Raw genomic sequence first — 22,955 nt, 5'->3', positions numbered from 1 at the left:
TGGTCGGTTCCGGCGGGGGCGCCCTGGCGTCAGCCGTCCAGGGTGAGCAGGTGGATCAGCCGCGCCGCAACGCGGGCGCTGCGGTTGTCGATGTCGAACTCGGGGTTGAGTTCGGCGAGTTCGGCGAGCCGCAGCCTGCCGCTGTCGCGCACACGCTCGACGAGCGGTTCGAGCAGGGCCAGCGGCACGCCGCGGGCGGCCGGCGCGCTGACGCCGGGCGCTTCGCAGGCGGGCAGCACGTCGAGATCGATGCTGAGGTGGACGTGGTCGCAGGCGGTGACGAAGGCATCGAGTTCGGCACCGATGGCGGCGATGCCGGACGGCGTGATGTCGCGGTCTTCGCGCACCAGCACGTCGAGTTCGGCGGCGCGACGGTAGAGCGCGCGGGTGTTGGCGGCGCGGCTCACGCCCAGGCAGGCGTAGCGGAAGGGCCAGCCGCGTGTGGCGCAGGCCTCGGCGATCTGCGCGAAGGGTGTGCCGGAGGAATGGGCGTGGGCCGGATCGCGCAGGTCGAAATGGGCGTCGAGATTGACGATGCCGATGCGTGGCGCTTGCGTCCCGCGGCCGGCGAGGTGCCGCGCCAGGCCCTGCCAGCTGCCGAAGGCGAGTTCGTGGCCGCCACCGAGCACCACCGGCAGGTGACCGGCGTCGAGCAGCGCGGCGACCCCGGCCGCGAGCCGCAGCTGGGCGGCGTCGAGGTCGCCGTCGGCACAGGCGACGTCGCCGGCGTCGAAGGCCGGCCCGTCGCGATGCCAGGCCAGCCCCGCCAGCGCCCGGCGGATTGCTGCCGGCCCGGCGGCTGCGCCCGTGCGGCCGAGATTGCGGCGCACGCCCTCGTCGCAGCAGAAACCGAGCAGCGCGACGCCGGGGGCATCCGCCGCGGCCAGTGGACGGACCACCTGGTGCCAGCGCAGGCTGTCCGGCTCCGGGTCGATGCGTCCGCGCCAGGCGGTGACGCTGTCGGGCGGGTCGTTCATGGCTGGGGGATGCCGTTGAAGATGCGCTGGCGCAGGCGACCGGCCTGCACCGCGTAGGCCAGCTCGACCGGCCGGGCAACGTCCCACAGGCAGAGGTCGGCCCGCCAGCCTTCGGCGATGCGGCCGGTGTCCGGCAGGCCGAGCGCGCGCGCGCCGTGCGCAGTCATGCCGGCCAGCGCTTCGCGCGGCGTGAGCCGGAACAGCGTGCAGGCGAGGTTGAGCATCAGCGTCGGCATGAAGAATGGCGAGCTGCCGGGATTGGCATCGGTAGCGACGGCCATCGGAACGCCATGGCGGCGCAGCGCTTCGACCGGCGGCAGGCGCGCTTCGCGCAGGGTGAGGAAGGCGCCGGGCAGCAGGGTGGCGACGGTGCCGGCCGCGGCCATCGCGGCGATGCCGGCTTCGTCGAGGTATTCCAGGTGATCGGCTGAGAGCGCGTGATGACGGGCGGCAAGCGCGGCGCCGCCGAGCCGGGAGAGCTGTTCGGCGTGGGCCTTGACCGCCAGGCCGTGACGGGCGGCCGCTTCGAACACCTGTTCGCACTGCTCCGGGCTGAAGGCGATGTCCTCGCAGAACACGTCCACTGCGTCGGCCAAGCCTTCGGCCGCGGCAGCGGGGATCATCTCCTCGCACACCAGGCGGATGTAGCCGTCGGCATCGCCGTCGAATTCGGGCGGCAGCGCGTGGGCGCCGAGCAGGGTGGTGCGCACCCGCAGCGGCAGCGTCTCACCGAGGCGGCGGGCCACGCGCAGCATCTTCAGCTCGTCGGCCACGCTGAGTCCGTAGCCGGACTTGATCTCCACCGTGGTGACGCCGTCGGCGAGCAGCGCCGACAGGCGGGGGAGGGCGGCGGCGAAAAGCGCGTCCTCGCTGGCGTTGCGGGTGGCATACACGGTGGAAAGGATGCCGCCGCCGGCGTGGGCGATGTCGGCATAGCTCGCGCCCTCCAGCCGCAAGGCGAATTCGCCGGCCCGGTTGCCGCCGAATACCAGGTGGGTGTGGCAATCGACCAGGCCCGGCGTCATCACGCCGCCGCATGCCATTTCGGTGGCGCCGGCGACATCTGCCGCGGTCAGCGCGGCCGAAGGGCACAGCCGCGCGATGCGGTCGTTGGCCACGACCACCGCCATCGGTGCAGGCAGTTCGCGTTCGCCGTCGAAGATGGTGATGTCCCGCCACAGCAGGCGGGTGGGTTTGCCGGACATGGATGGGCCTCTGCCTGATTTCTTGTATAGACAATATGAAGCGCGGCGGTACGCGTCAAGCCATCCCGCCCCCGCCATCAGCGCCGGCGCAGTGTTAGCGCGGATTTGTCTATACATGGTGATGCCCGTCCCTGAGCTGCGGGAATCTTATGTGGCCGGCAGCGTTCCAATTGATGGTCGCGTGTCGGTCGGGGGGTACCGTGACAAAGATCGTCCAGGCGAGCTGGCTGGCCCGTCCAAGGAACAATACGCAGGTCAAGACCGCGTGGGAGCGATTCCTTGGTGGCGAAGCGTATGCGGCAGGCGTCGGCCTGCGGCGCGCCATTGACGATTCATGGCGGCGCTGCCTGGTCGGCCGGGTCGATCCGGTGCGTGGCGAAGCGCTGCCGCGGGTCGGCCGGGATGGTCTCGAAGCGCTGCGCAAACGGCATGAACGCCTGATCTCCGCGAGTGCGCCCTTCATGGTCCAGTCGCGCGGCCTGCTGGCCCAGACCGGCACGGTGATGGTCCTTACCGATCCGGAAGGGACGGTGCTGGACGTCGAGGGCGACCCGCGCATCCGCGACGCCATGGCGGCGGCCGGCATGGTGCCGGGCAACAACTGGCAGGAGTCCAGCATCGGCACCAATGCCATCGGCACCGCGCTGGCGCTGGGGCAACATATCCAGGTCCACGGTGCCGAGCATTTCTGTGAGCCCATCCAGAAGTGGACGTGCTCCGCCGCGGTCATCCGCGACCCGGTGGATGCAAGCATCGTCGGCGTGCTTGATGTTTCCGGCCTGCGTCGCGACTACACCCCGCACAGTCTGCCGCTGGTGGCCACCACCGCCAACAGCATCGAGAACCGGCTGGCGCAGATGGAGCTTGAGCGGCGTTTTCAGCTGCTCGAAGCGGGCGTGCAACGCCTGTCCGCCGCCGACGGCGTGATGCTGTTCGACAGCCGCGGGCGCCTGGTCAAGGCGAACGACAGGGCTGCGGCAGCGCTCGCGGCATGGGGCGTGGCGCTGGGCCCCGAAACCGTCATTCCGGTGGGCGAAGGCGCGGCATCCAGGGCAGGGACGCCGCCGCTGCAGTTGCCGGACTGGTTGCTTGCGAATCGTATCGAACCCGTCTTCCGTGGCGGGGCGCTGCTCGGCTTTGTCGTCTCGGTGCCGCTGCCGGTGACGGCTTCGCCGTTCGCGTCGATGGCCCGTGGCGAGCCGGCGGCGCCGGATGGCCGGCAGACCTTGCTGGCGACGATGGTCGACCAGTCCGAGTCGGTCGTCTCGCTCAAGGATCTGGACGGTCACTATGCCTTTGTGAACCGCCGCTTCGAGGAAGTGTTCGGGGTGAAGTCCGCCGACGTGCTCGGGCGGACCGATGCCCAGCTTTTCGAGGCGGAGCCTGCGCGCCGGTTGCGGGCGCGCGATCTGGAAGCGATGCAGCGCACGCAGCGCAGCGAATCGGTGGACGAGATCCCGCTCGGGCGGCGGCTCGTCCGCCTGGTAACGGTGCGGTTTCCGATTTTCGACGAAGCCGGCCATGTGCAGGCGATCTGCACGCAGGCGACCGAACGGGGGCCGGACGGGGCGCAGGGCGCCGCCGCGAACGCCGTCCAAGGGCTGGCCGGTAGCGATGAAGGGGTGATGGTGACCGATGCGCGCGGCGTCATCCTCACCGTCAATCCCGCTTTCACGCGCATCACTGGGTACGCGCTGGAGGACATCGCCGGCAAGCGCCCCAGCGTCCTCCAGTCCGGCCTGCATTCGAAGGCGTTCTACGAAGGCATGTGGCGCAAGCTGGCCGAACAGGGCCGCTGGCAGGGGGAGATCCAGAACCGGCGCAAGAACGGCGAGATCTATCCGGAGTGGCTTACCATTTACGCGGTGAGAGGCGGCGAGGGGGCAGTGCAGGGCTACATCGCGATCTTCGGCGACAGCAGCGCGCAGAAGGACTCGCAGCAGCGCATCCGCTTCATGAGCAAGCACGATGAGCTCACCGGGCTGCCCAACCGCGCGCTGTTGATGGAGCGTCTTTCCGATTGCGTCGCCGAGGCGCGGCGCGCCCGCGAGGCGTTTGCCGTGATGCTGGTCGACCTCGACGACTTCCAGGGCATCAACGACGCGCTCGGCCACGATGTCGGCGACGCACTGCTGCAACAGGTTGCCGAACGCCTGCGTCGCTGCCTGTGCGACGCCCATACCGTGGCACGGGTCGGCGGCGACGAGTTCGCGGTGATCCTGCGTGGCTGTCCTGCCGACACGCTGAGCGCCATTGCCGCCCGCGCCCTGGAATACCTGTCCATCTCTTTCGGCGTTCGCGGCCAGGAGCTGTTCGCCACCGCGAGCATCGGCATCAGCGTGTTCCCGGCCGACAGCGATACCGCCGCCGGCCTGCTGCGCGACGCCGATACCGCGCTCCACGATGCCAAGGCGCAGGGGCGCAACCACGTCCGCTTCTTTGCCGCCGAGATGCAGGCGCAGGTGCAGCAGCGGATGAGTCTGGAGACCGGCCTGCGTGCCGCGCTCGACAACGACCGCTTCGAGGTCGTCTATCAACCGCAGACAGCGCTTGCCGACGGGGCGCTGGTCGGTGCCGAAGCACTGCTGCGCTGGAAGGACCCCGTTCTCGGCAATGTGCCTGCAGGGCGCTTCATTCCCGCCGCGGAAGCAGCCGGGCTCATCGTCACGCTGAGCGAGCATGTGCTCGTCGTCGTGCTCGCCCAGATCGCCCTGTGGCGCCGCCACGGCCTCGTTCCACCGCGCATTTCGGTCAACATCGCAGCCCAGCAGCTGCGTGAGCCGCATTTCGTCGAGAACCTGTGGCGCTTGCTCGAACGCCACGGGGTGCCGCCGGAAGCCATCTGCCTCGAACTGACCGAAGGAACCCTGATGGAAGACCTCGACGGTGCCCGCCAGATGCTGCTGCAACTCACCGAGCACGGCATCGCCGTCAGCATCGACGACTTCGGCACCGGCTATTCCTCGCTGGCTTATCTCGGGCGTTTGCCCATCCAGGAGCTCAAGGTCGACCAGAGCTTCGTCCGCGGTATCGCCGACGAGGCCGGCAAGCGCTCCATCATCACCGCCATCATCGATATGGCCCACGCCCTGGGCATGCACGTGCTGGCCGAAGGGATAGAAACCGAGGATCAGCTGGTCTTCCTGAAGGAACACCACTGCGAGATGGGGCAGGGTTACCTCTTCCATCACCCGCTCAGCCCCGACGCCTTCGAGCACCTGTTCGCACCGGCCGGCGAAGCCGATGGCGAGGGCGGTGAGGCGGTCGCTATCGCCTGACTTCAGAGGTCGAGCTGCAGCGCGGCCAGCCGCGAGTAGAGCCCGCCCTGTTTGCGCAGATCTTCGGGCGTGCCGATCTCGACGATGCGCCCCCGCTCCATGACCACGATGCGGTCGGCCTTCTGCACCGTGGCCAGTCGATGGGCGATGATCAGCGTGGTGCGTCCCTGCATGGCCGCGCTGAGCCCCTTCTGTACGAGGATCTCGGATTCCGCATCGAGGGCGCTGGTAGCCTCGTCGAGCAGCAGCAGGCGTGCGCCTTTCAGGACTGCCCGGGCAATCGCGATGCGCTGGCGCTGACCGCCGGACAAGCGGGTGCCGCGCTCGCCGAGGAAGGTCTGGTAGCGCTCGGGCAGACGCTCGATGAAGTCGTCGGCGACCGCCGCCCTGGCTGCCGCCACCACCTCTTCATCGCTCGCCTCCGGCCGGCCATAGCGGATGTTCTCCAACGCGCTGGCGGAAAAGATCACCGGATCCTGGGGCACGATCGCGATGTCCCTGCGCAGATCGTGCAGGCTCAGCTGGCGGATGTCCTGGCCGTTGATCCGGATGCAGCCGCCGGACACCTCGTAGTAGCGCAGCAGCAACTGGAACAGACTCGTCTTGCCGGCGCCGGAGGGACCGACCAGCGCAACGCATTCGCCGGGGGCGATGTCCAGGCAGACATCGTCGACGGCGCGGATCTCCGGCCGGGCGGGGTAGGCGAACACGACATGCTCGAAGCGGATCGCGGCCTGGGCGGAAACCAGCGGGGCTTGGGCGCCCGGCGCTTCGCGAATGGTGGGCTCGGCGTGCAGCAGGTCGAGCAGGCGCTCGGCGGCGCCGGCCGCACGCATCACGTCGCCCCATACCTCCGCCATGGTGCCGACGCCACCGGCCACCAGCGCCGCGTACAGGACGAAGGAAGCCAGCTGGCCGGTGGTCATGGTGCCGTCATGCACCTGGCGCGCCCCGACCCAGAGCACGAAGATGATGGTGCCCATGACGGCGGTGATGATGAGTGCCGTCAATGCGGCACGCACCCGCGTACGCCGGATCGCCGTCAGAAAGCTCGCTTCGGTTCGCTGTGCGAAGCGGCGGACCTCCTGCGCTTCCTGGGTGTATGCCTGCACGGTCGGCATGGCGTTGAGGATCTCGCCGGCCAGGGCCGATGCATCGGCGATCCTGTCCTGCGATTCGCGGGAGAGTCGCTTGACCTTGCGACCGATGGCGATGATGGGCAAGGTCAGCAGCGCCATCAGGCCGAGATTCAGCGAAAAGAGATAGGCGCTGGTGACCGCCAGCATGATCATGCCGCCGACGAACTGGAACAGGCTGCGCAAGCCCATCGAAACCGAGCTGCCGACCACGGTCTGGATCAGGGTCGTGTCTCCGGTCAGACGGGACAAGACCTCACCGGTCTGCAAGGTTTCGAAGAACTGCGGCGACTGGGACAACACCCGGGCGTAGACCGCGCTGCGCAAATCCGCCGTCGCCCGCTCGCCTATCCACGAAACGGTGTAGTAGCGCGCCGCCACCGTCACCGCCCAGAAGCTTGCCAAGCCGAACAGCGCGATGAAGTGGCCGTTGAGGCTGAAGGCGCCAAGGACGCCACCCCTCGTTTGCGTGCCGCTGCCGAAGCCGAAATCGACGAGGTCGCGAAAGGCGAGCGGCACCAGGAGTATGGTCACGGACCCCAGGCATAGCAGCACGAAGGCCAATGCGATTCGGGGTCGGTACGGACGCAGAAACGGCCACAGGCCTTTCAAGGCGGACAGCTTGCGGCCGGCCGCTGGGGAGTTCTGGAGATCGCTGGACATCCGCGATTATTGTTCATCACGCGCGCGTCTTGTCCATCAGGCGACGAAAATGCCGCGAAGCGCAAAGTACGGCGCGAGAGCCGGGCTGCACGGTCATGCCGAACAGAAAGGCTCTTGGAAAGCAAAACAGGCCGATCAGCTTTCGCTGTCGGCCTGTTTCTTTTTTTGGTTGCGGGGGCAGGATTTGAACCTGCGACCTTCGGGTTATGAGCCCGACGAGCTGCCAGACTGCTCCACCCCGCGTCGGAGAAGGCATAACTATATACAGCGGAAAACAATGAGTCAAGTATTTTGTGAATAATTTGCTGCGTCGATACCTTTGGCGGGTTTCAGGGCGCCGAACGCGACCCCTGTTCAGGCGATACGCCGCGCGTGGACGAGGTAATTGACGTCGGTATCAGCGCCCAGCGAATACACCTTGCTGATCGGGCTGTAGCTCATTCCGGTCAGGTTCGACACTTCCAGCTCGGCGTCGCGGCAGTAGCGGGCGAGCTCCGACGGTTTGATGAACTTCGAATACTCGTGGGTTCCGCGTGGCAGGAGGTTCAGGACGTACTCTGCACCAATGATGGCCAGCAGATAGGACTTGAATTTGCGGTTGAGGGTCGAGAAGAAGATGTCACCGCCGGGTTTGACCAGCTGGGCGCAGGCCCTGACGGTGCTGGCGGGATCGGGCACGTGTTCCAGCATCTCCATGCAGGTGACCACGTCGAAGGACGCAGGATGCCTGTCGGCGTGGGCTTCCGCGCTGGTGAGCTGGTAATCGATCTCGAGGCCGCTTTCGTACAGGTGAAGGCGGGCGACGCCAAGCGCCTTGTCGGAGAGATCGATACCGGAAACCCTGGCGCCGCGCTGCGCCATGCCTTCGGATAGCAACCCGCCGCCGCAGCCGACGTCGAGCACCTGCTTGCCTGCAAGACTGCAGCGCGCATCTATCCAGTCGAGGCGAAGCGGATTGATCTCGTGTAAGGGCTTGAACTCCGAGGCCGGATCCCACCAGCGGTGGGCGAGATCGCTGAATTTCTGGACTTCGGCGGGATCGGAATTGGTATTCATCAGGTTTGCCTTTGTGTGACCACGCTGCTCAGACTGGAACCACGCAATTGCGTTCGTGCTTCATAAATGAAAAAGCCCTGCCGAAGCAGGGCTTTTCGCGATGATGCGGCGTATTACTTGGAGCCGATCACTTCCACTTCGACGCGGCGATCCGGCTGCAGGCACTCGATCAGAGCCTTGCGGTTCTTGACGGTATCGCACTTGGTGCCGGTCACGGGCTGCTTTTCGCCCTTGCCTTCGGTGTAGACGCGGTTGGCTTCGACGCCCTTGCTGACCAGGTAGGTCTTCACGGCGGCAGCGCGGCGCTCGGACAGCTTCTGGTTGTAGGAGTCGGAGCCGAGGCGGTCGGTGTGGCCGACGGCCAGGATCACTTCGAGCTTGACGCTCTTGGACTTGGCGGCGAGATCGTCGAGCTTGGCCTTGCCTTCCGGCTTCAGGACAGCCTTGTCGAAGTCGAACAGGGCGTCGGCAGACAGCTTGATCTTGTCGGCGGTCGGCTTCGGACCGGGGGCCGGGGCGGCAGCCGGAGCAGAGGCGACAGCGGGGGTACACTTTTCTTTCGGAACGATGTCGCCATCGCATTCGCAGCCGGCGGGGAACTGACCAGCCATGGCGGTGGATGCGGCGGCCGGGCTCCAGTAGCCGGTGCGCCAGCACAGGCCGGTACCACTGCGGGCAACCACGTTGCGGGCATCGATCACGTAGGGGACTTCACCCTTGCCATCAACGACAACGTCCTTCGCTTGAGCGAAGGCGCTGGAAGCGGACAAGCCGATCGAGGCGATCGCGGCCAGCATGAGCATCTGTTTCTTGGTGTGTTTGATCATGGTTTCCTCATTGAAGGGCAAAGACTGGAAAGCCGCTGCATTAAGCAGGAATACAGCCTCAACATAGCCGAATTCTTGTCGTATCGAACAGGTTTATCCAGTTCAATTAACAAGTTTAGTTTGCCACAGCGCTGCGAGCCTGAGCAATTCTTTGTCTCTTATTTGCAACAGCGGAACGCCTTGATCCATGCGGGATTCGCCGTCGGTCCACACGTGAGTGACCTGTTCCCGCCCAGCCACGTAAACCAGGTGCGAGGCCGGATCGAAACAGGGACGGGTCAGGACGGAATTGAGGGCGACGGCGCACAGATCGGCCTGCTTGCCGACGGAAATCGAGCCGATGATGCGATCCAGCCCCAGTGCGCGCGCGCCGTCGAGTGTCGCCATGCGCAGGACTTCATGGGCTGACAGCGTTGTGGCGTCCCCGGTGCTGACCTTGGCAAGCAGTGCCGCTTGGCGCATTTCCTGAAGGACATCCAGCCGGTTGTTGCTTGCTGCGCCGTCGGTACCCAGGGCGACATTCACGCCGGCCCCGCGCAGGCGGGACACCGGCGAGATGCCGCTGGCGAGCTTCATGTTCGACGTCGGGCAATGCACGGTGCTGCAAGCGTGGTGGGCGAGGTGTTCGATGTCGGCATCGTCGAGATGGACGGCATGGACGCCGATGAGGTTCTCTCCGAGGAGTCCGAGCTTGCGCAGTCGGGCAATCGGCCGGAGGCCGTGGGAGGCGAGCGACTCCCTGATCTCGTCGGCCGTCTCGTGGATGTGGATGTGCACTGGCAGGTCGAGTTCGGCGGCAAGGCTGGCGACGCGTTCGAAACTGGCGTCGGAGACGGTGTAGGGTGCATGGGGGGCGATCGAGAAGCCAATGCGCGAATGTCCGCGCCAGCGGTCGCGGACCGCAAGTCCCTTGCGCAGGTAGTCGTCGGCGTCGGCGGCGTAAGGCGTGGGGAAGTCCAGTACGACCAGGCCGAGCACTGCCCTCATCCCGGCAAGGTCGAAGGCCTCGGCTGCCGCCTCCGGGTGAAAATACATGTCGTTGCAGGTGGTGATGCCGCCGCGCAGCATTTCAGTCGCGGCCAGCAGGGTGCCGTCGCGGACGAAGTCGGCGCTGACATGCTTGCCTTCGATTGGCCAGATGGCGTCCTGCAGCCAGCGCATCAACGGCAGGTCGTCGGCGATGCCGCGCATGAGGTTCATCGCGGCGTGTGCGTGGGCGTTGACCAGGCCGGGAATCAGGACATGCTCGGGGAGGTCGACGGTGCGTGCGGCAAGGTAGTGCGCGGCGGCCTCGGTCTGCGGCAGCAGGTCGACGATCTTGCCGCTGCAGATCGCCACTGAGTGGTTCTCGAGCACTACGCCGGCGGGCTCGATCGGGACGATCCAGCGGGCATTGATGAGTAGATCGATGGCAGTATTCACCGGAGTGTTCCGACCAATGAGAATCGCCGTCGGCGAAACGGGTTGTCGAGTGGGGTGAGCGGTCTGGAGTGTAACCGGACCAGACGAGCCCCGGTGGTGGCTTGCGGCCGTAACGCGTTTTGCGGTCTTCGTGCCAAAATGGACACATAAAGCAAAGCGATTGGGCAGTGCAAGGCCCGGGGACGAGATGGGGCAGCTTCCGGAAAAGATCGGCAAGTACAAGATCGTGCGCGAGGTGGGCCGCGGCGCGACCGCGACCGTCTACCTTGCCGAGAATCCGCATTACCCCGAGCCGGTGGCGGTCAAGCACGTCCGCTTCGACGACAAGGTCAAGGACGAGGCCAAGTGGAACCGGCGCCTGCTCAAGCTGCTCAAGGCGGAGAAGGCGGTTGCGAGCCGCCTGGATCATCCCAACATCATCCGTATCTTCGATGCGGTGATCGAGAAGGATGAGGCCTATGTGGTGATGGAGTACTTCCCGGGCGAATCGCTCGAACGCTACGCCAGCTTCGAACGCCTGCTGCCCCTGCATCGCACCATCGGCATCGTCTTCAAGTGCTGCATGGCACTTGATTACGCCTTCCGCCAGGGCATCGTGCATCGCGACATCAAGCCGGCGAACATCCTGGTCGACGAGCACGACAACGTGAAGATCACCGATTTCGGTCTGGCACTGAACATCGGCAAGAAGGTCGAGACCGACTCGACCTTCATCATGGGGGTCGGCTCGCCCGCCTACATGAGCCCGGAGCAGATCAAGGGCTACCCGCTCAACCAGAAGACCGATCTCTACTCGCTCGGCGTGGTGCTGTTTCACCTGCTGACGGGCCGGCTGCCATTTCGTGCGGCCAATCCTGCGCAACTGGTGTACAAGATCATCAATGCCGATCCGCCTTCCGTGTCGCAGCTCAATCCGGATGTGCCGGAACAGATGGACGCGGTGATCCGCAAGGCGCTGGAGAAGGACTTGTACTCCCGCTACAAGAACGGAGCCGAGTTTGCGAAGGATCTGTCGGCGGTGCGCTACAAGATCCTCGACGACACCGCCGTTCCAGTCGATACCACCCGTTTCAAGATCCTGCGCAAGCTCCCGTTCTTCACCGAGTTCGACGACATCGAGTTGTGGGAGGTCTTGCGCCTGTGTGCCTGGCGCAAGGTGGATGAGCGCGTCACGCTGGTGCAAGAACGCGATCCGGATCAGCGCTTCGGCGTCGTGCTCGATGGCAAGGTCGAAGTCTCCATCGAAGGGCGCCAGGTGCTCGAACTCGGTGTCGGCGAGGTCTTCGGCGAGGACGGTTGGCTGGACGACCGGACCCACCGCCGCATGGTCACTGTGGTGTCGCTGACGCCTTTGACCTATCTCGAAATCAATCCGGCCGCGCTGGCGCTTGCGACCGAAGAAGTCCAGGACAACTTCCGCAAGGAGGTGACCACCGTGCTGGTGCGGCGCTTTGCCGAGCTGGCGCGGCAGGTTTCGCAAGCGCGCGGATCGGCCACCAAGGGTGATTACACCGCCACCGGCGGGCTCGACCTGCAGTTGGTCGACGACTGAGGCTTGTTGCTGCCGGGCGCGCCTCAGACGCTCAGGTCGATCTGGCTGACTGTGCCGGCGCTGCCATCCTCGCGCAGATAGAAGCTGCTTGAGCGCATCACGCCCAGCGTTTCGTTGGCGGCGTTGTTCAGGCTGAAAGGCGTGGCCACGCGGCCAAGGTGGAAGGCGCCGATGCCGGCCTCGGCGAGCGTCGCGAGTTGCCCGGCGCCGTTTGCATCGGGCTGCCACAGGCGCAGCTGGGCGAAGGCGGGATCGTTTTCGTCCAGCCAGCCGTTGCGGTCTGCATCCAGGGCAGCGAGTTCGGCGAAGCCGTCGCCGGTGGTCGGGCCGAACAGCTCGCGGCCGTCGTCTATCTTGCCGTTGCCGTTGCGATCGAAGGCCAGCATGCCGCTGCCGCCGGCAAGCGGCACGTCTTCCTTGGTGCCGTCGGCATCTAGATCGAAACTGAAGCGCAGGTCGGACAGCGCGGCCGACGGGCCAGCGAAGTCGAGTACCAGCGGATCCTTCAATACGGCGTCGCCGGCGCGGAAGCTTTCCGAGATGGTCTCGCTGTAGCTGCGGGCCATGCTGAATCCGAGCGAGAAGGAAATTTCCCTGCCGTCGGCGGTACGTACCGTGCCGGTCGCGGAGAATTCAGTCTGTTCCGATTCGCTGTAGGTCGCCTGGTAGTCGTAGGCGATGCCGAAGCCGGCGCGCGGGTTGGCGCTTGCATTGTTCGACGGGCCCGTGCCTTGTGCAGCCGACGACGGATCGCTCAGGTCGTCGAGGCGCATCAGCTTCACCGGCTTGCCGGTGAGGAATTCGATCATGCGGATCAGCACCGACAGGCGCGGATCGGACTCCGCGGCGTCGTCCGCAGCCGCCAGCGGATCGGCTTCCTGGGCCGCGCGTGCCTTGTCGGAAAGCTGTACCTGGTCACCGGCGAGGTCGACGCCGTTGCGGCCGGCATTGCCGCGGGTGCGATCGCCGACCCACATGTCGAGGCGTTCGGAGACGGCGAGCTGTCGCGTCTCGATGTGGGACGACTGGAGTTCGATGCTGGCAGATGCGATTTTCATGGCCGACCTTCCGGTTGAAGCAACCCGAAGGTGTTAACGGCCGGTCCGCCGGAAAATTGAGCCGCCGGCGCGCGGCGAGTCGTTCAGCGGCGCAGGCGGGGATGGTGGTCGCCGCTGTCGTCGCCTAGCGCGATGCTCACCAGCCAGGTTAGCAGGCTGTACAGCAGGGCGCTCCAGAACGCCGTCCAGAAACCGTCGACGTGCACGCCGCCGACCAGCCCCGCCACCGCCCAGAACAGGAATGCGTTGATCACCAGCGTGAACAGGCCGAGGCTGAGCAGCGTGATCGGCAGGGTGACGAGAATCAACAGTGGGCGGATCAGCGCATTGATCAGGCCCAGCAGCAGGGCGCCGATCAGTGCAGCGGCGTAGCTGTCGACCCGCAGGCCGGCGATCAGCTCGGGCAGCAGCAGTAGCGCGACCGCATTGAGCGCCCAGCGCAGGATGAGCCGTAGGTTCATCAGTGCGCCGCGCCGAGTGCTGTCGCCCTGCGCTGGCTGGCGGCGAGCGCTTCGTCCGACGGTGCCGGCCGGTCCAGCCAGTGGCCGAGCTGGCGACGGGTCAGGTCCGCCAGGGCGGCGATCCAGTCTTCGCGCTCGTTGAGGCAGGGCAGGTAGTGGAAGGCCTTGCCGCCCGCGCCGAGGAAGGCGGCACGGCACTCCATCGCGATCTCCTCCAGGGTTTCGAGGCAGTCGGCGACGAAGCCGGGACACATCACGTCCACTCGCCCGACGCCGTCGCGGGCAAGTGCTTCGAGCGTGGGCTGGGTGTAGGGCTGCAGCCATTCCGCCTTGCCGAAACGGGACTGAAAGGTGACGAGCAGGCGCTCGGCGGGCAGTTCGAGCGCCTCGCCCACCAGCCGGGCCGTCTTGCGGCATTCGCAATGGTAGGGGTCGCCGAGATCCAGCGTGCGGCGCGGCGTGCCGTGGAAACTCATCACCAGCCGGTCGGGCTGGCCGTGTGTTGCCCAGTGCTCACGCACGCTACGGGCGAGCGCGGCGATGTAGCCGGGATCATCGTGAAAGCTGCGGACGAAGCGGAGTTCGGGCAGGTTGCGCCAGCGGGAAAGGCAGTGCGCCACTTCATCCATGACGCTGGCGGTGGTGCTGGCCGAGAACTGCGGATACATCGGCACGACCAGGATGCGGTCGCAGCCGGCGGCGCGCATCCCGTTCAGCTGGTCGGGTATCGACGGTGCGCCGTAACGCATCGCCCAGGAGACTTCGAGCCCGTCCCCGAGCCTGGCAGCCAGCAGCCGGCTCTGGCGCTGGGTGTGGACCTTGAGTGGCGAGCCCTCGTCCATCCAGATGCTGGCGTACTTGGCCGCGGATTTCGCCGGGCGGGTATTGAGGATGATGCCGTTGAGGATGGGCCACCATACCACGCGGGGAATTTCCACCACGCGCGGGTCGGACAGGAACTGCTTGAGATAGGGGCGCAGCGCGGCGGCCGAGGGTGCCTCCGGCGTGCCGAGGTTGGCCAGCAGCACGCCGATGCGGGGCGGCGTGCCGTGCTTGTGCTGCGGTTCGGTCCAGAAGCGGGCCATGAAGATCCTTTGCGCAGCGATGCGCGGCGCCGGCCGGGATGGCCGGTCGTCAGTGATTCGATGAAAGGGCGTTCGACAGCAGGCGCGCGGTGATATCCACGATGGGAATCACGCGGTCGTAGGCCATGCGGGTGGGACCGATGACGCCGACCGAGCCGACCACCTCGCCGTCCACCTCGTAGGCGGCGGTGATCACGCTGCAGCCATCGAGGGGGGCAAGGCCGGATTCGCCGCCGATGAAAATCTGCACGCCCTGCGCCCGGTTGGACAGGTCCAGCAGCTGCATCAGGCCGGTCTTCTGCTCGAAGAGCTTGAAGAGCTCGCGCAGCCGCGACATGTTGGACGACAGGTCCTCGACGTCGAGCAGGTTCGTCTCGCCGGAAATGACGTAGTTGCTCTCGGTTTCCGCCACCGCCTCGGTGCCGGCCTCCACCGTGGCCGTCATCAGCTCGCTCATGTCGCTGTGCAACTGTTTGAGCTCGTCCTGGATGCGTTCGCGGATTTCGTCGAAGGACAGGCCGGCGAAGTGCTCGTTCAGGTAGATTGCCGCGCCGCTCAGTTCGGACGCGGAGTAGGCCCGCCGGGTGAGCAGGATGCGGTTCTGCACGTCGCCCGCGGTGGTGACGATGATGAGCAGGATGCGGGTTTCGGACAGGCTGATGAATTCGATCTGGCGGATGCGCACCGCCTCTTTGCGCGGGGCCACCACCACGCCGGCGAACTGGGTGAGGTCGGACAGCAGGTGCGAGGCCGAGCTGATCAGGCGCTGCGGCTGGTCGGGCATCAGCTGGCCCTTGAGGGCCTGGACCCGCGCGCGCTCCATCGGATGCACCGTGAGCAGCGCATCGACGAAGAAGCGGTAGCCCAGCGCGGTCGGCACGCGACCCGCCGAGGTGTGCGGGCTGGCGATGAAGCCCATCTCTTCGAGGTCGCTCATCACGTTGCGCACGGTCGCCGGCGACAGCTCCAGGCCGGAATAGCGGGAAAGCGCACGCGAGCCGACCGGCTGCCCCTCGGCGATATAGCGTTCGATCAGCGTCTTGAGCAGGATCTGGGAGCGGGCGTCGAGCGGGTTCATGGCGGTTCGCAAGGATGATGCCGGATTCTAGGGAAGAGGGCGGCCCGCTGCCAAGCGCGCGGTACGCCATGCTGTTACACGAATGTGGTTTAATCCGCGCCCATGAGTGCGCATTTCCGTAGCATCGCCCTGATCGGCAAGTACCAGAGTCCCGACGTCGCGGAGTCGGTATTCGCCATCGCCAACTATCTGCGGCAGCGCGGTCTTGTCGTGTGGATCGAGCAGGGCACGGCAAGTTCCGTCGGCGGCGCGGGTGATTTCGCCGTGGCCACCTACGAGGAAATCGGCGCCCAGGCCGAACTTGCGGTGGTCGTCGGCGGCGATGGCACCATGCTGAATTCCGCCCGCCGGCTGGCCGAGCACGAGGTGCCGCTGGTCGGCGTCAATCTGGGCCGGCTCGGCTTCCTGACCGACGTCGCCCGCAGCGAAGCGCTCGAACGGCTCGGCGAAATCGTCGATGGCCGCTACCGCGAGGAGTCGCGTTTCATGCTCGACACCGAGGTGTTGCGCAGCGGCCAGCGGGTGTTCCATACACCGGCGCTCAACGACGTGGTGGTGAACAAGGGCGATCTCGGCCGGATGATCGAGTTCGATCTGCTGATCGACGGCGAATTCGTCTACACCCAGCGTTCCGACGGCATGATCATCTCCACGCCGACCGGGTCCACCGCCTACGCGCTGTCGTCCAACGGCCCCATCCTGCATCCGGGGGTGGACGGCATTGCGCTGGTGCCGCTCTGTCCCCACGCGCTGACCGCACGCCCCGTCACGCTGCCCGATTCCTGCCGCATCGAGATCGTGCTGTTGCCGCCGCACGATGCCCGCATCCACTTCGACGGTCAGGCGCGTTTCGACGCCCGCGCCGGCGACTGCGTCAAGATCACCCGTTCGCCGCTGGCGGTGCGCCTGCTCCATCCCGAAGGCTACAGCTACTACGCGATGCTGCGCGAGAAGCTGCACTGGAGCGCGACGCCCCGTCACAACTGAAGCCCGTCAGCGCGCCTGACGGCATTTTCCCGATCCCAGACCATCATGCTGCGCCGCCTGACCATCCGCGACTTCGTCATCGTCGACCGCCTCGAACTCGAATTCGGCGCCGGCTTCGGCGCGCTCACCGGCGAGACCGGCGCCGGCAAATCCATCCTGCTCGATGCGCTCGGGCTCGCCCTGGGCGGGCGGGCCGAAAGCGCGGTGGTCCGGCGCGGACGCGACAAGGCGGACATCGCCGCCGAGTTCGATCCGCCGTCCGATCCGTCGGTGACGGCGGCCTTCGGCGCCTGGATGGGGGAACACGAACTTTCGATCGACGATGGCGTGCTGATCCTGCGCCGCGTGGTCGATACCAATGGCCGCAGCCGCGCCTGGATCAACGGCACGCCGGTCACGCTGGCGCAACTGCGCGAAGCCGGTGAATGGCTGGCCGACATTCACGGCCAGCATGCCCATCATGCGCTGCTGCGCGGGGACGCGCAGCGTCAGCTGCTCGATGCCCACGCCGGGGCGGGCACGCTGGCGGCGGAAGTGCTTGCCTGTCATCGCGAGTGGCAGCGCATCGCCACCCTGCGCCGCAACGCCGAGCAGGATTCGGCGGCGTCGGCGCGCGAGCGCGAACTGCTGGGCTGGCAGCTCGCCGAGCTCGACGAACTCGCCTTCGATCCGGCCGAGTGGGGCGACATCAATGCCGAACACGGTCGCCTTGCCCACGCGGCCAGCCTGATGGAGGGGGCGGACGAAACCCTCACGGCGCTGGGCGAGGGCGATTACGCGGTGTGCGCGGTGTTGCGCCATCTCGATGGCCGCATCGCCGAACTGGCCGATGTCGACGCCGGGCTGGCCGACGTGCGCGAGCTGTTGTCCTCGGCGGCGATCCAGGCCGACGAGGCGCTGCACGCCCTGCGCCGCTACCGGGAGAGGCTGGATCTCGATCCGCAGCGCCTCGGCGAAGTGGAGCGGCGCATCGCGGCGGTCATGGATGTGGCGCGCAAGTATCGCGTTGCGCCGGAAGAGCTGCCCGCGCTTGCCGGCCAGTGGCGTGAGCGCAGCGAGATGCTGGAAGCCCAGGCCGATCCGGTGCGGCTGGCCGGGGCAGAGGCAGAGGCGCGTGTGGCTTTCGATGCGGCGGCGGCGCGCCTGTCGGCCGCACGGCGGCCTGCAGCCGAAGCGCTGTCGCGAGAGATCAGCGAGGCGATGCAGACGCTGGCGATGGAAGGCGGCCGCTTCCAGGTGGCGCTGGAGGCTTGCGAGCCGGGTGCGCACGGGGTCGAGCAGGTGGAGTTCCGCGTGGCCGCCAATGCCGGTCAGGATCTGCGCAGCCTCGCCAAGGTGGCGTCCGGTGGCGAGCTGGCGCGCATCGGACTGGCCATCCAGGTCATGACCAGCCGCGATTCGGCGACGCCGACGCTGATCTTCGACGAGGTCGACGTCGGCATCGGCGGGCGCGTGGCCGAGATCGTCGGCAAGCTGCTGCACCGCCTCGGGCGCGAGCGCCAGGTGCTGTGCGTCACCCATCTGCCCCAGGTTGCCGCCTGCGCCGACTGGCAATGGCGCATCGCCAAGGCCGAGCGCGAGGGCGAAACCCTGAGTGAGGTGCGGCCGCTCGACAGCGAGGCGCGCATCGAGGAAATTGCGCGCATGCTCGGCGGCGTGAACATCACCGCCACCACCCGTCAGCATGCAGCGGAGATGCTCGGCCTGGCCTGAGCGGCGGGCAGAATCGAATCCCGCCGGCCCAGGGTCGCCCCTTCGCTGGTATGGGAGAACCCGCCACGGCGCGGCGCGCCGTAGCGTTCAGTGCTCGCCGTGGCGGTTGGGGCAGTCCTTGCGCAGGCAGTCGGCGTAGAGATAGAGGGCGTGTTCCTTGACCGCGAAGCCGCGTTCTTCGGCAATCGCGTTCTGGCGCTTTTCGATTTCCGGATCGAAGAATTCCTCGACCTTGCCGCACTGCAGGCAGACGAGGTGGTCGTGATGGCCGCCCTGGTTGAGCTCGAAAACCGCCTTGCCGGATTCGAAGTAGTGCCGTTCGAGCAGGCCGGCCTGTTCGAACTGGGTGAGGACGCGGTAGACGGTGGCGAGGCCGATGTCCATGCCTTCCCCCATCAGCAGGCGATAGACGTCCTCGGCGGTGAGGTGGCGCTGATCGGAGGTCTGGAAAAGGTCGAGAATCTTCAGGCGCGGATACGTGGCCTTCAGACCGATACTCTTGAGGTTCTTGGAGTTCTCGGACATGGTCGTCCTGTGGGGGGAAAATAAGCAGGGCGGTGTCGCCGTACCTCGCTATGTTATATTTTTTGCCCTTTACTGAGAACCAGCGTCGGTCTGTACGGCGCCCAACCGCGAAATCCCACATGCGTTCATCGCTCATCACGGCGCTCGCCGCCGCCAGTCTGCTCACCGCTTGCTCCTTTGGCACGATCGCGCAGAAGGTCGACCCCTACCGGATCGACATCCGCCAGGGCAACTACGTCGACCAGGCCATGGTGGCCCAGCTCAAGCGCGGCATGACCCGCGAGCAGGTGCGCTTCGTGCTCGGTTCCCCGCTGGTCGTGGACATCTTCCGCACCAATCGCTGGGACTACGTCTACCGCTTCAAGCCGGGCAGCGGCGAACCGGAGCAGCGGGTGTTCTCGGTGTTCTTCGTCGACGACAAGCTCGACCACGTGGAAGGCGACATCCAGGCGGGCGATGCGCAGAATGCCGCCGCCCAGCAGCAGAGCAGCCGCACCCGCGTGGTGGAAGTGCCGGCCGACGGCAAGCAATAATCGCGGCGGCCGGATGTCGCCGCCCAGCATCCAGGAAAGAACATGACCACACCTGTACGTGTCGCAATTGCAGGGGCTTCCGGCCGCATGGGCCGCATGCTGATCGAGGCTGCGCTGAAGGACGAAGAGATCGCGCTTGCGGCCGCCTTCGACCGCGCCGGCAGCACCTTCATCGGCCGCGATGCCGGCGAGTTCGTCGGCGTGGCGAGCGGCGTCGCGATCACGGACGACGTGCGCGCGGCCATCGCCGCCGCCGATTGCGTGATCGACTTCACCCGGCCGGAGGGCACGCTGGCGCACCTCGCCATCGCCCGCGAGTTCGGCAAGGCGATGGTGATCGGCACCACCGGCTTCGACGCCGCCGGCAAGGCCGCGATCGCCAGGGCGGCCGAGGCGATCCCGGTAGTCTTCGCGCCCAACATGGCGGTTGGCGTGAATGCGGTGTTCCGCCTGCTCGAAGTGGCGGCGCGCATCCTCGACGAAGGCTACGACGTCGAAGTGATCGAGGCGCACCATCGCTTCAAGGTCGATGCCCCGTCGGGCACGGCGCTGCGCATGGGCGAAGTCGTTGCCCGCGAGCTGGGGCGCGATCTGGAAAACTGCGCGATCTACGGCCGCGAAGGTGTCACCGGCGAGCGCAAGGCCGAGACCATCGGTTTCTCCACCATCCGCGGCGGCGATGTGGTCGGCGATCACACCGTGCTTTTCGCCGGCATCGGCGAGCGCATCGAGATCACCCACAAGTCGGGCAGCCGCATGCCGTATGCGCTCGGCTCGCTGCGGGCGGCGCGCTTCCTCGCGGGGCGCCGCTCCGGTCTGTTCGACATGCAGGACGTGCTCGGTTTGCGCTGAGCCCGGCAATGAGCGCCCGGTCCGCGGAGCCCGATCAGGACGACGGCGGCGAGGCGCCGCAGGACGAGGCATCGCGTCTGCGCGCGGAGCGCGATGCCGCGCTGCATGATCTCGCTGTGGCCCAGGAGCGCCTGCAGCTCGCCACCATGGGCGCCGGCGCCGGACTGTGGGACTGGGATTGCGAACACGGCGAACTCAACGTCGACGCGCAGGGCTGGGCCTGGCTCGGCTACGACCCGGGGAGCATCGGCGGCCGCCTGGAAGACTGGCTTCCGCTGGTGCGTGGCGAAGACCGGGAGATGTTGCGCGACGAGTTCGTCGCCCATCTGCGCGACGGCGAGTCGCGCTTCGAATGCGAGTTCCGCGTGCTCGGTGCCGACGATGCCTGGCGCTGGGTGCTGGTCCGCGGCCAGGCCAAGGAGCGTGGCGGCGACGGACGTTGGCGCCGTGTCGTCGGCATCTATCGCGATGTCACCAGCCACCGCCTGCGCGAGCTCGAATTGCTGCAGGCCAAGGAAGCGGCCGAGGCGGCCAGTCGCGCCAAGGGCGACTTCCTCGCCAACATGAGCCACGAGATCCGCACGCCGATGAACGGCATCCTCGGCATGACCGAGCTGCTGCTCGATTCGGCGCTGGCGCCGGAGCAGCGCGACTACCTGCAGACGGTGAAGTCTTCGGCCGAGGCGCTGCTCACCATCATCAACGACATCCTCGATTTCTCCCGCATCGAGGCCGGCCGCCTCAGCCTGGAAGAAATCGACTTCTCGATCACCTCGGTGGTGGCCGAAACGGTGCGCACGCTCGCCCTGCGTGCCCACCAGAAAGGCGTCGAACTCTTCTTCGATATCGCGCCGGAGGTGCCGGCGGTGCTGCGCGGCGATCCGGTGCGTCTGCGCCAGGTGCTGACCAACCTGATCGGCAATGCCATCAAGTTCACCGAGCGAGGCGAGATCGAGATCGCCGTGAGCGTGCGGGAGCGGGCGGAACGTTCGCTGACACTGGAGATCGCGGTGCGCGACACCGGCATCGGCATCCCCGCCGACAAGCTCGACAGCATCTTCGGCGCCTTCGCCCAGGCCGACAGCTCCACCACCCGCAAGTACGGCGGCACCGGCCTGGGCCTGGCCATCTGCGAGCACCTGGTGTCGCTGATGGGCGGCGACATCGGTGTCACCAGCACGCCTGGCGAAGGCAGCGTGTTCCGCTTCAGCGCGCGGCTGGTGGAGGTGGCGGCGGCCATGCCGCCGCGGGTCGATGCGCTGGAGGGGGCCCGGGTGCTGATCGTCGCGGTCAACGCCGCTTTCGCGGCGCGGCTGTCGACACTGCTGGGTCAACGCGGCATGAAGCCGGTGGTGGCGGCCGACGGCGCGACTGCGCTGGGTGCGCTTGCCGCAGCACACGCGAGCAACAAGCCCTTCGATTTCGTGCTGACCGATGCCGACATGCCGGCGCCGGGCGGATTCGCGCTGGCGGAGCGTTACCTGGAGGCGGCGCCGATGCTCGATCGCATCGTGCTGATGCTGTCCAGCCATTCGCAGCGCAACGATCTGGTGCGCTGCCAGCAGCTCGGTTTGCAGTCGCGCCTGTCCAAGCCTTTCTCGGCCGAAGACCTGTGCGACGCCCTGCGCATCGCCCGGCTGGGCAGCAGTGGCAATGACGAGGATGCGCTGCTGGCCTTCGATCCGGAACGCTCGCTGACCGACATCCTGCGCGAGGAGGTGACGCCGCCGCGCAAGCTCAAGATCCTGCTGGTCGAGGACAATCCGGTGAACCAGACCGTCGCCTCGCGCATGCTGGAGCGCATCGGCCACATGGTTTCCATCGCCAACAATGGTGCCGAAGCGATCGAAGCCTTCGATGCCGACCACTTCGACCTGGTGCTGATGGACCTGCAGATGCCGGTGATGGGCGGGATCGAGGCGACGCAGGCGATACGCGCCCGCGAGGCGAGGCGCAGCTGGGCGATGCAGGGCGGCTGGCACGCCACGCCCATCGTCGCAATGACCGCGCACGCCATGGAGGGCGACCGCGCGCGCTGCCTGGAGGCCGGCATGGACGATTACGTCGCCAAGCCTATCCGCCCGGCCGATCTGCTCGCGGCCATCCACAGGGTGTGTTCGCCGGAAGACGGTGCCGACGAGGTCGGCGACGACAGCCTGCTCGATGTCGATGGCGCCGCCGGTGGGGAGGTTGCCAATCTCGACGAGGCGCGGGCGATGTTCGACGGTGACGAGGACATCGTGCAGCAGTTGCTGAGCGTCTTCTTCCGCGATCTCGGCGGCACCCTGGCCGAGCTGCGCAAGGCCGGCAGCGCCAACGACCTGAAGCGCCTGGGCGAGATCGCCCACTCGATCAAGGGCTCGGTCGGCTTGTTCGGCGCACAGCGCGCGATGGCGGCCGCGCGTGAGGTCGAGCAGGCCGCACGCGCCGGCGATCCGGCCGCAAGCGGCGCTCAGCTCGAGACCCTGCTGCGCGAGATGAACGCCGTGGCAAGCGCGTTGCGCAAGTTGCAGCGCAAACACTAAGACTCATGTCGAGACCGACGCC

At 66.9% G+C, this 22,955-nt stretch carries 18 protein-coding genes and 1 tRNA gene; 7 read left to right on the top strand and 12 right to left on the bottom strand.

Annotation, left to right across the window (positions count from 1 at the left end):
* Nucleotides 1-29 precede the first annotated feature (29 nt).
* Both hutG and hutI read right to left on the bottom strand, forming a co-directional pair.
* Nucleotides 30-977: a formimidoylglutamase gene (gene hutG / locus CJ010_RS16400; protein WP_141019035.1), complete on the bottom strand. Its 948-nt coding sequence runs from the start codon at nucleotides 975-977 to the stop codon at nucleotides 30-32.
* Nucleotides 974-2,182: an imidazolonepropionase gene (gene hutI, locus CJ010_RS16395; RefSeq protein WP_141019034.1), complete on the bottom strand. Its 1,209-nt coding sequence runs from the start codon at nucleotides 2,180-2,182 to the stop codon at nucleotides 974-976. The genes hutG and hutI overlap by 4 nt, the downstream gene beginning before the upstream one ends.
* A gap of 200 nt (nucleotides 2,183-2,382) precedes the next feature.
* Here hutI and CJ010_RS16390 point away from each other — a divergent pair, with 200 nt between their 5' ends.
* Entirely contained in the window at nucleotides 2,383-5,460 is a 3,078-nt protein-coding gene (locus CJ010_RS16390) for an EAL domain-containing protein (protein ID WP_168224975.1), read from the top strand.
* 2 nt (nucleotides 5,461-5,462) lie between these two features.
* On the opposite strand, the gene CJ010_RS16385 is transcribed toward CJ010_RS16390, so the two are convergent.
* From CJ010_RS16385 to CJ010_RS16365, 5 genes are all read right to left on the bottom strand, one after another.
* Nucleotides 5,463-7,259 (bottom strand): ABC transporter transmembrane domain-containing protein, encoded by a 1,797-nt coding sequence (locus tag CJ010_RS16385; RefSeq protein ID WP_141019032.1) that lies wholly within the window; start codon nucleotides 7,257-7,259, stop codon nucleotides 5,463-5,465.
* Nucleotides 7,260-7,425: 166 nt separating this feature from the next.
* Nucleotides 7,426-7,502, bottom strand: a tRNA-Met gene (locus tag CJ010_RS16380).
* Nucleotides 7,503-7,613: 111 nt separating this feature from the next.
* Complete coding sequence (gene ubiG, locus CJ010_RS16375) at nucleotides 7,614-8,315, bottom strand: bifunctional 2-polyprenyl-6-hydroxyphenol methylase/3-demethylubiquinol 3-O-methyltransferase UbiG (RefSeq protein WP_141019031.1); 702 nt, start codon at nucleotides 8,313-8,315, stop codon at nucleotides 7,614-7,616.
* A gap of 113 nt (nucleotides 8,316-8,428) precedes the next feature.
* Complete coding sequence (locus CJ010_RS16370; protein ID WP_141019030.1) at nucleotides 8,429-9,142, bottom strand: OmpA family protein; 714 nt, start codon at nucleotides 9,140-9,142, stop codon at nucleotides 8,429-8,431.
* A gap of 102 nt (nucleotides 9,143-9,244) precedes the next feature.
* Nucleotides 9,245-10,564, bottom strand: a complete 1,320-nt coding sequence (locus tag CJ010_RS16365) for a TRZ/ATZ family hydrolase (RefSeq protein ID WP_141019029.1) — start codon at nucleotides 10,562-10,564, stop codon at nucleotides 9,245-9,247.
* A gap of 187 nt (nucleotides 10,565-10,751) precedes the next feature.
* Here CJ010_RS16365 and CJ010_RS16360 point away from each other — a divergent pair, with 187 nt between their 5' ends.
* Nucleotides 10,752-12,116, top strand: coding sequence for a serine/threonine-protein kinase (locus CJ010_RS16360; RefSeq protein WP_141019028.1), 1,365 nt, complete (start codon nucleotides 10,752-10,754; stop codon nucleotides 12,114-12,116).
* 23 nt (nucleotides 12,117-12,139) lie between these two features.
* Here the strand turns inward: CJ010_RS16360 and CJ010_RS16355 are convergent, their stop codons facing one another.
* The 4 genes from CJ010_RS16355 to hrcA form a co-directional block, all read right to left on the bottom strand.
* Entirely contained in the window at nucleotides 12,140-13,174 is a 1,035-nt protein-coding gene (locus CJ010_RS16355; protein ID WP_141019027.1) for a hypothetical protein, read from the bottom strand.
* A gap of 83 nt (nucleotides 13,175-13,257) precedes the next feature.
* Nucleotides 13,258-13,635, bottom strand: a complete 378-nt coding sequence (locus tag CJ010_RS16350) for a phage holin family protein (protein WP_141019026.1) — start codon at nucleotides 13,633-13,635, stop codon at nucleotides 13,258-13,260.
* Nucleotides 13,635-14,720 (bottom strand): ferrochelatase, encoded by a 1,086-nt coding sequence (gene hemH, locus CJ010_RS16345; RefSeq protein WP_141019025.1) that lies wholly within the window; start codon nucleotides 14,718-14,720, stop codon nucleotides 13,635-13,637. The genes CJ010_RS16350 and hemH overlap by 1 nt, the downstream gene beginning before the upstream one ends.
* A 49-nt stretch (nucleotides 14,721-14,769) precedes the next feature.
* Nucleotides 14,770-15,798, bottom strand: a complete 1,029-nt coding sequence (hrcA, locus tag CJ010_RS16340) for a heat-inducible transcriptional repressor HrcA (protein ID WP_141019024.1) — start codon at nucleotides 15,796-15,798, stop codon at nucleotides 14,770-14,772.
* A 102-nt stretch (nucleotides 15,799-15,900) separates the two neighbouring features.
* Here hrcA and CJ010_RS16335 point away from each other — a divergent pair, with 102 nt between their 5' ends.
* Together CJ010_RS16335 and recN are read left to right on the top strand one after the other, a co-directional pair.
* Nucleotides 15,901-16,785 carry an NAD kinase gene (locus CJ010_RS16335; protein WP_141019023.1) on the top strand — a complete coding sequence of 295 codons (885 nt, stop codon included), beginning with the start codon at nucleotides 15,901-15,903 and terminating at the stop codon, nucleotides 16,783-16,785.
* A gap of 45 nt (nucleotides 16,786-16,830) precedes the next feature.
* On the top strand, nucleotides 16,831-18,498 hold the full coding sequence (gene recN / locus CJ010_RS16330; protein ID WP_141019022.1) for a DNA repair protein RecN: 1,668 nt from the start codon (nucleotides 16,831-16,833) through the stop codon (nucleotides 18,496-18,498).
* Nucleotides 18,499-18,585: 87 nt separating this feature from the next.
* On the opposite strand, the gene fur is transcribed toward recN, so the two are convergent.
* The gene (gene fur / locus CJ010_RS16325; protein ID WP_141019021.1) at nucleotides 18,586-19,023 is read right to left on the bottom strand and encodes a ferric iron uptake transcriptional regulator; all 438 of its coding nucleotides are present in this window, start codon (nucleotides 19,021-19,023) and stop codon (nucleotides 18,586-18,588) included.
* Between the two features lie 119 nt (nucleotides 19,024-19,142).
* On the opposite strand from fur, the gene CJ010_RS16320 reads away from it, so the two are divergent.
* Genes CJ010_RS16320 through CJ010_RS16310 form a run of 3 tightly spaced genes read left to right on the top strand, consistent with a single transcriptional unit; the run spans nucleotide 19,143 to nucleotide 22,933 of the window.
* Nucleotides 19,143-19,556: an outer membrane protein assembly factor BamE gene (locus CJ010_RS16320; RefSeq protein ID WP_141019020.1), complete on the top strand. Its 414-nt coding sequence runs from the start codon at nucleotides 19,143-19,145 to the stop codon at nucleotides 19,554-19,556.
* 42 nt (nucleotides 19,557-19,598) lie between these two features.
* On the top strand, nucleotides 19,599-20,408 hold the full coding sequence (gene dapB, locus CJ010_RS16315; RefSeq protein WP_141019019.1) for a 4-hydroxy-tetrahydrodipicolinate reductase: 810 nt from the start codon (nucleotides 19,599-19,601) through the stop codon (nucleotides 20,406-20,408).
* Nucleotides 20,409-20,416: 8 nt separating this feature from the next.
* The gene (locus tag CJ010_RS16310; RefSeq protein WP_141019018.1) at nucleotides 20,417-22,933 is read left to right on the top strand and encodes a PAS domain-containing hybrid sensor histidine kinase/response regulator; all 2,517 of its coding nucleotides are present in this window, start codon (nucleotides 20,417-20,419) and stop codon (nucleotides 22,931-22,933) included.
* The last annotated feature ends 22 nt before the right edge of the window (nucleotides 22,934-22,955 follow it).

Source organism: Azoarcus sp. DD4 (genome assembly GCF_006496635.1).
Classification (GTDB): domain Bacteria; phylum Pseudomonadota; class Gammaproteobacteria; order Burkholderiales; family Rhodocyclaceae; genus Azoarcus.
Note: the sequence above shows the minus strand (reverse complement) of the source record. Positions and strands in the feature narration are given on the sequence as shown.

Coding starts and splice junctions, on each gene's coding strand:
- CJ010_RS16320 (WP_141019020.1), top strand. CDS start 19,143: ATGCGTTCATCGCTCATCACGGCGCTCGCCGCCGCCAGTCTGCTCACC.
- CJ010_RS16335 (WP_141019023.1), top strand. CDS start 15,901: ATGAGTGCGCATTTCCGTAGCATCGCCCTGATCGGCAAGTACCAGAGT.
- hutI (WP_141019034.1), bottom strand. CDS start 2,182: ATGTCCGGCAAACCCACCCGCCTGCTGTGGCGGGACATCACCATCTTC.
- fur (WP_141019021.1), bottom strand. CDS start 19,023: ATGTCCGAGAACTCCAAGAACCTCAAGAGTATCGGTCTGAAGGCCACG.
- CJ010_RS16310 (WP_141019018.1), top strand. CDS start 20,417: ATGAGCGCCCGGTCCGCGGAGCCCGATCAGGACGACGGCGGCGAGGCG.
- CJ010_RS16355 (WP_141019027.1), bottom strand. CDS start 13,174: ATGAAAATCGCATCTGCCAGCATCGAACTCCAGTCGTCCCACATCGAG.
- CJ010_RS16370 (WP_141019030.1), bottom strand. CDS start 9,142: ATGATCAAACACACCAAGAAACAGATGCTCATGCTGGCCGCGATCGCC.
- CJ010_RS16385 (WP_141019032.1), bottom strand. CDS start 7,259: ATGTCCAGCGATCTCCAGAACTCCCCAGCGGCCGGCCGCAAGCTGTCC.
- hutG (WP_141019035.1), bottom strand. CDS start 977: ATGAACGACCCGCCCGACAGCGTCACCGCCTGGCGCGGACGCATCGAC.
- hrcA (WP_141019024.1), bottom strand. CDS start 15,798: ATGAACCCGCTCGACGCCCGCTCCCAGATCCTGCTCAAGACGCTGATC.
- CJ010_RS16350 (WP_141019026.1), bottom strand. CDS start 13,635: ATGAACCTACGGCTCATCCTGCGCTGGGCGCTCAATGCGGTCGCGCTA.
- ubiG (WP_141019031.1), bottom strand. CDS start 8,315: ATGAATACCAATTCCGATCCCGCCGAAGTCCAGAAATTCAGCGATCTC.
- CJ010_RS16360 (WP_141019028.1), top strand. CDS start 10,752: ATGGGGCAGCTTCCGGAAAAGATCGGCAAGTACAAGATCGTGCGCGAG.
- dapB (WP_141019019.1), top strand. CDS start 19,599: ATGACCACACCTGTACGTGTCGCAATTGCAGGGGCTTCCGGCCGCATG.
- recN (WP_141019022.1), top strand. CDS start 16,831: ATGCTGCGCCGCCTGACCATCCGCGACTTCGTCATCGTCGACCGCCTC.
- hemH (WP_141019025.1), bottom strand. CDS start 14,720: ATGGCCCGCTTCTGGACCGAACCGCAGCACAAGCACGGCACGCCGCCC.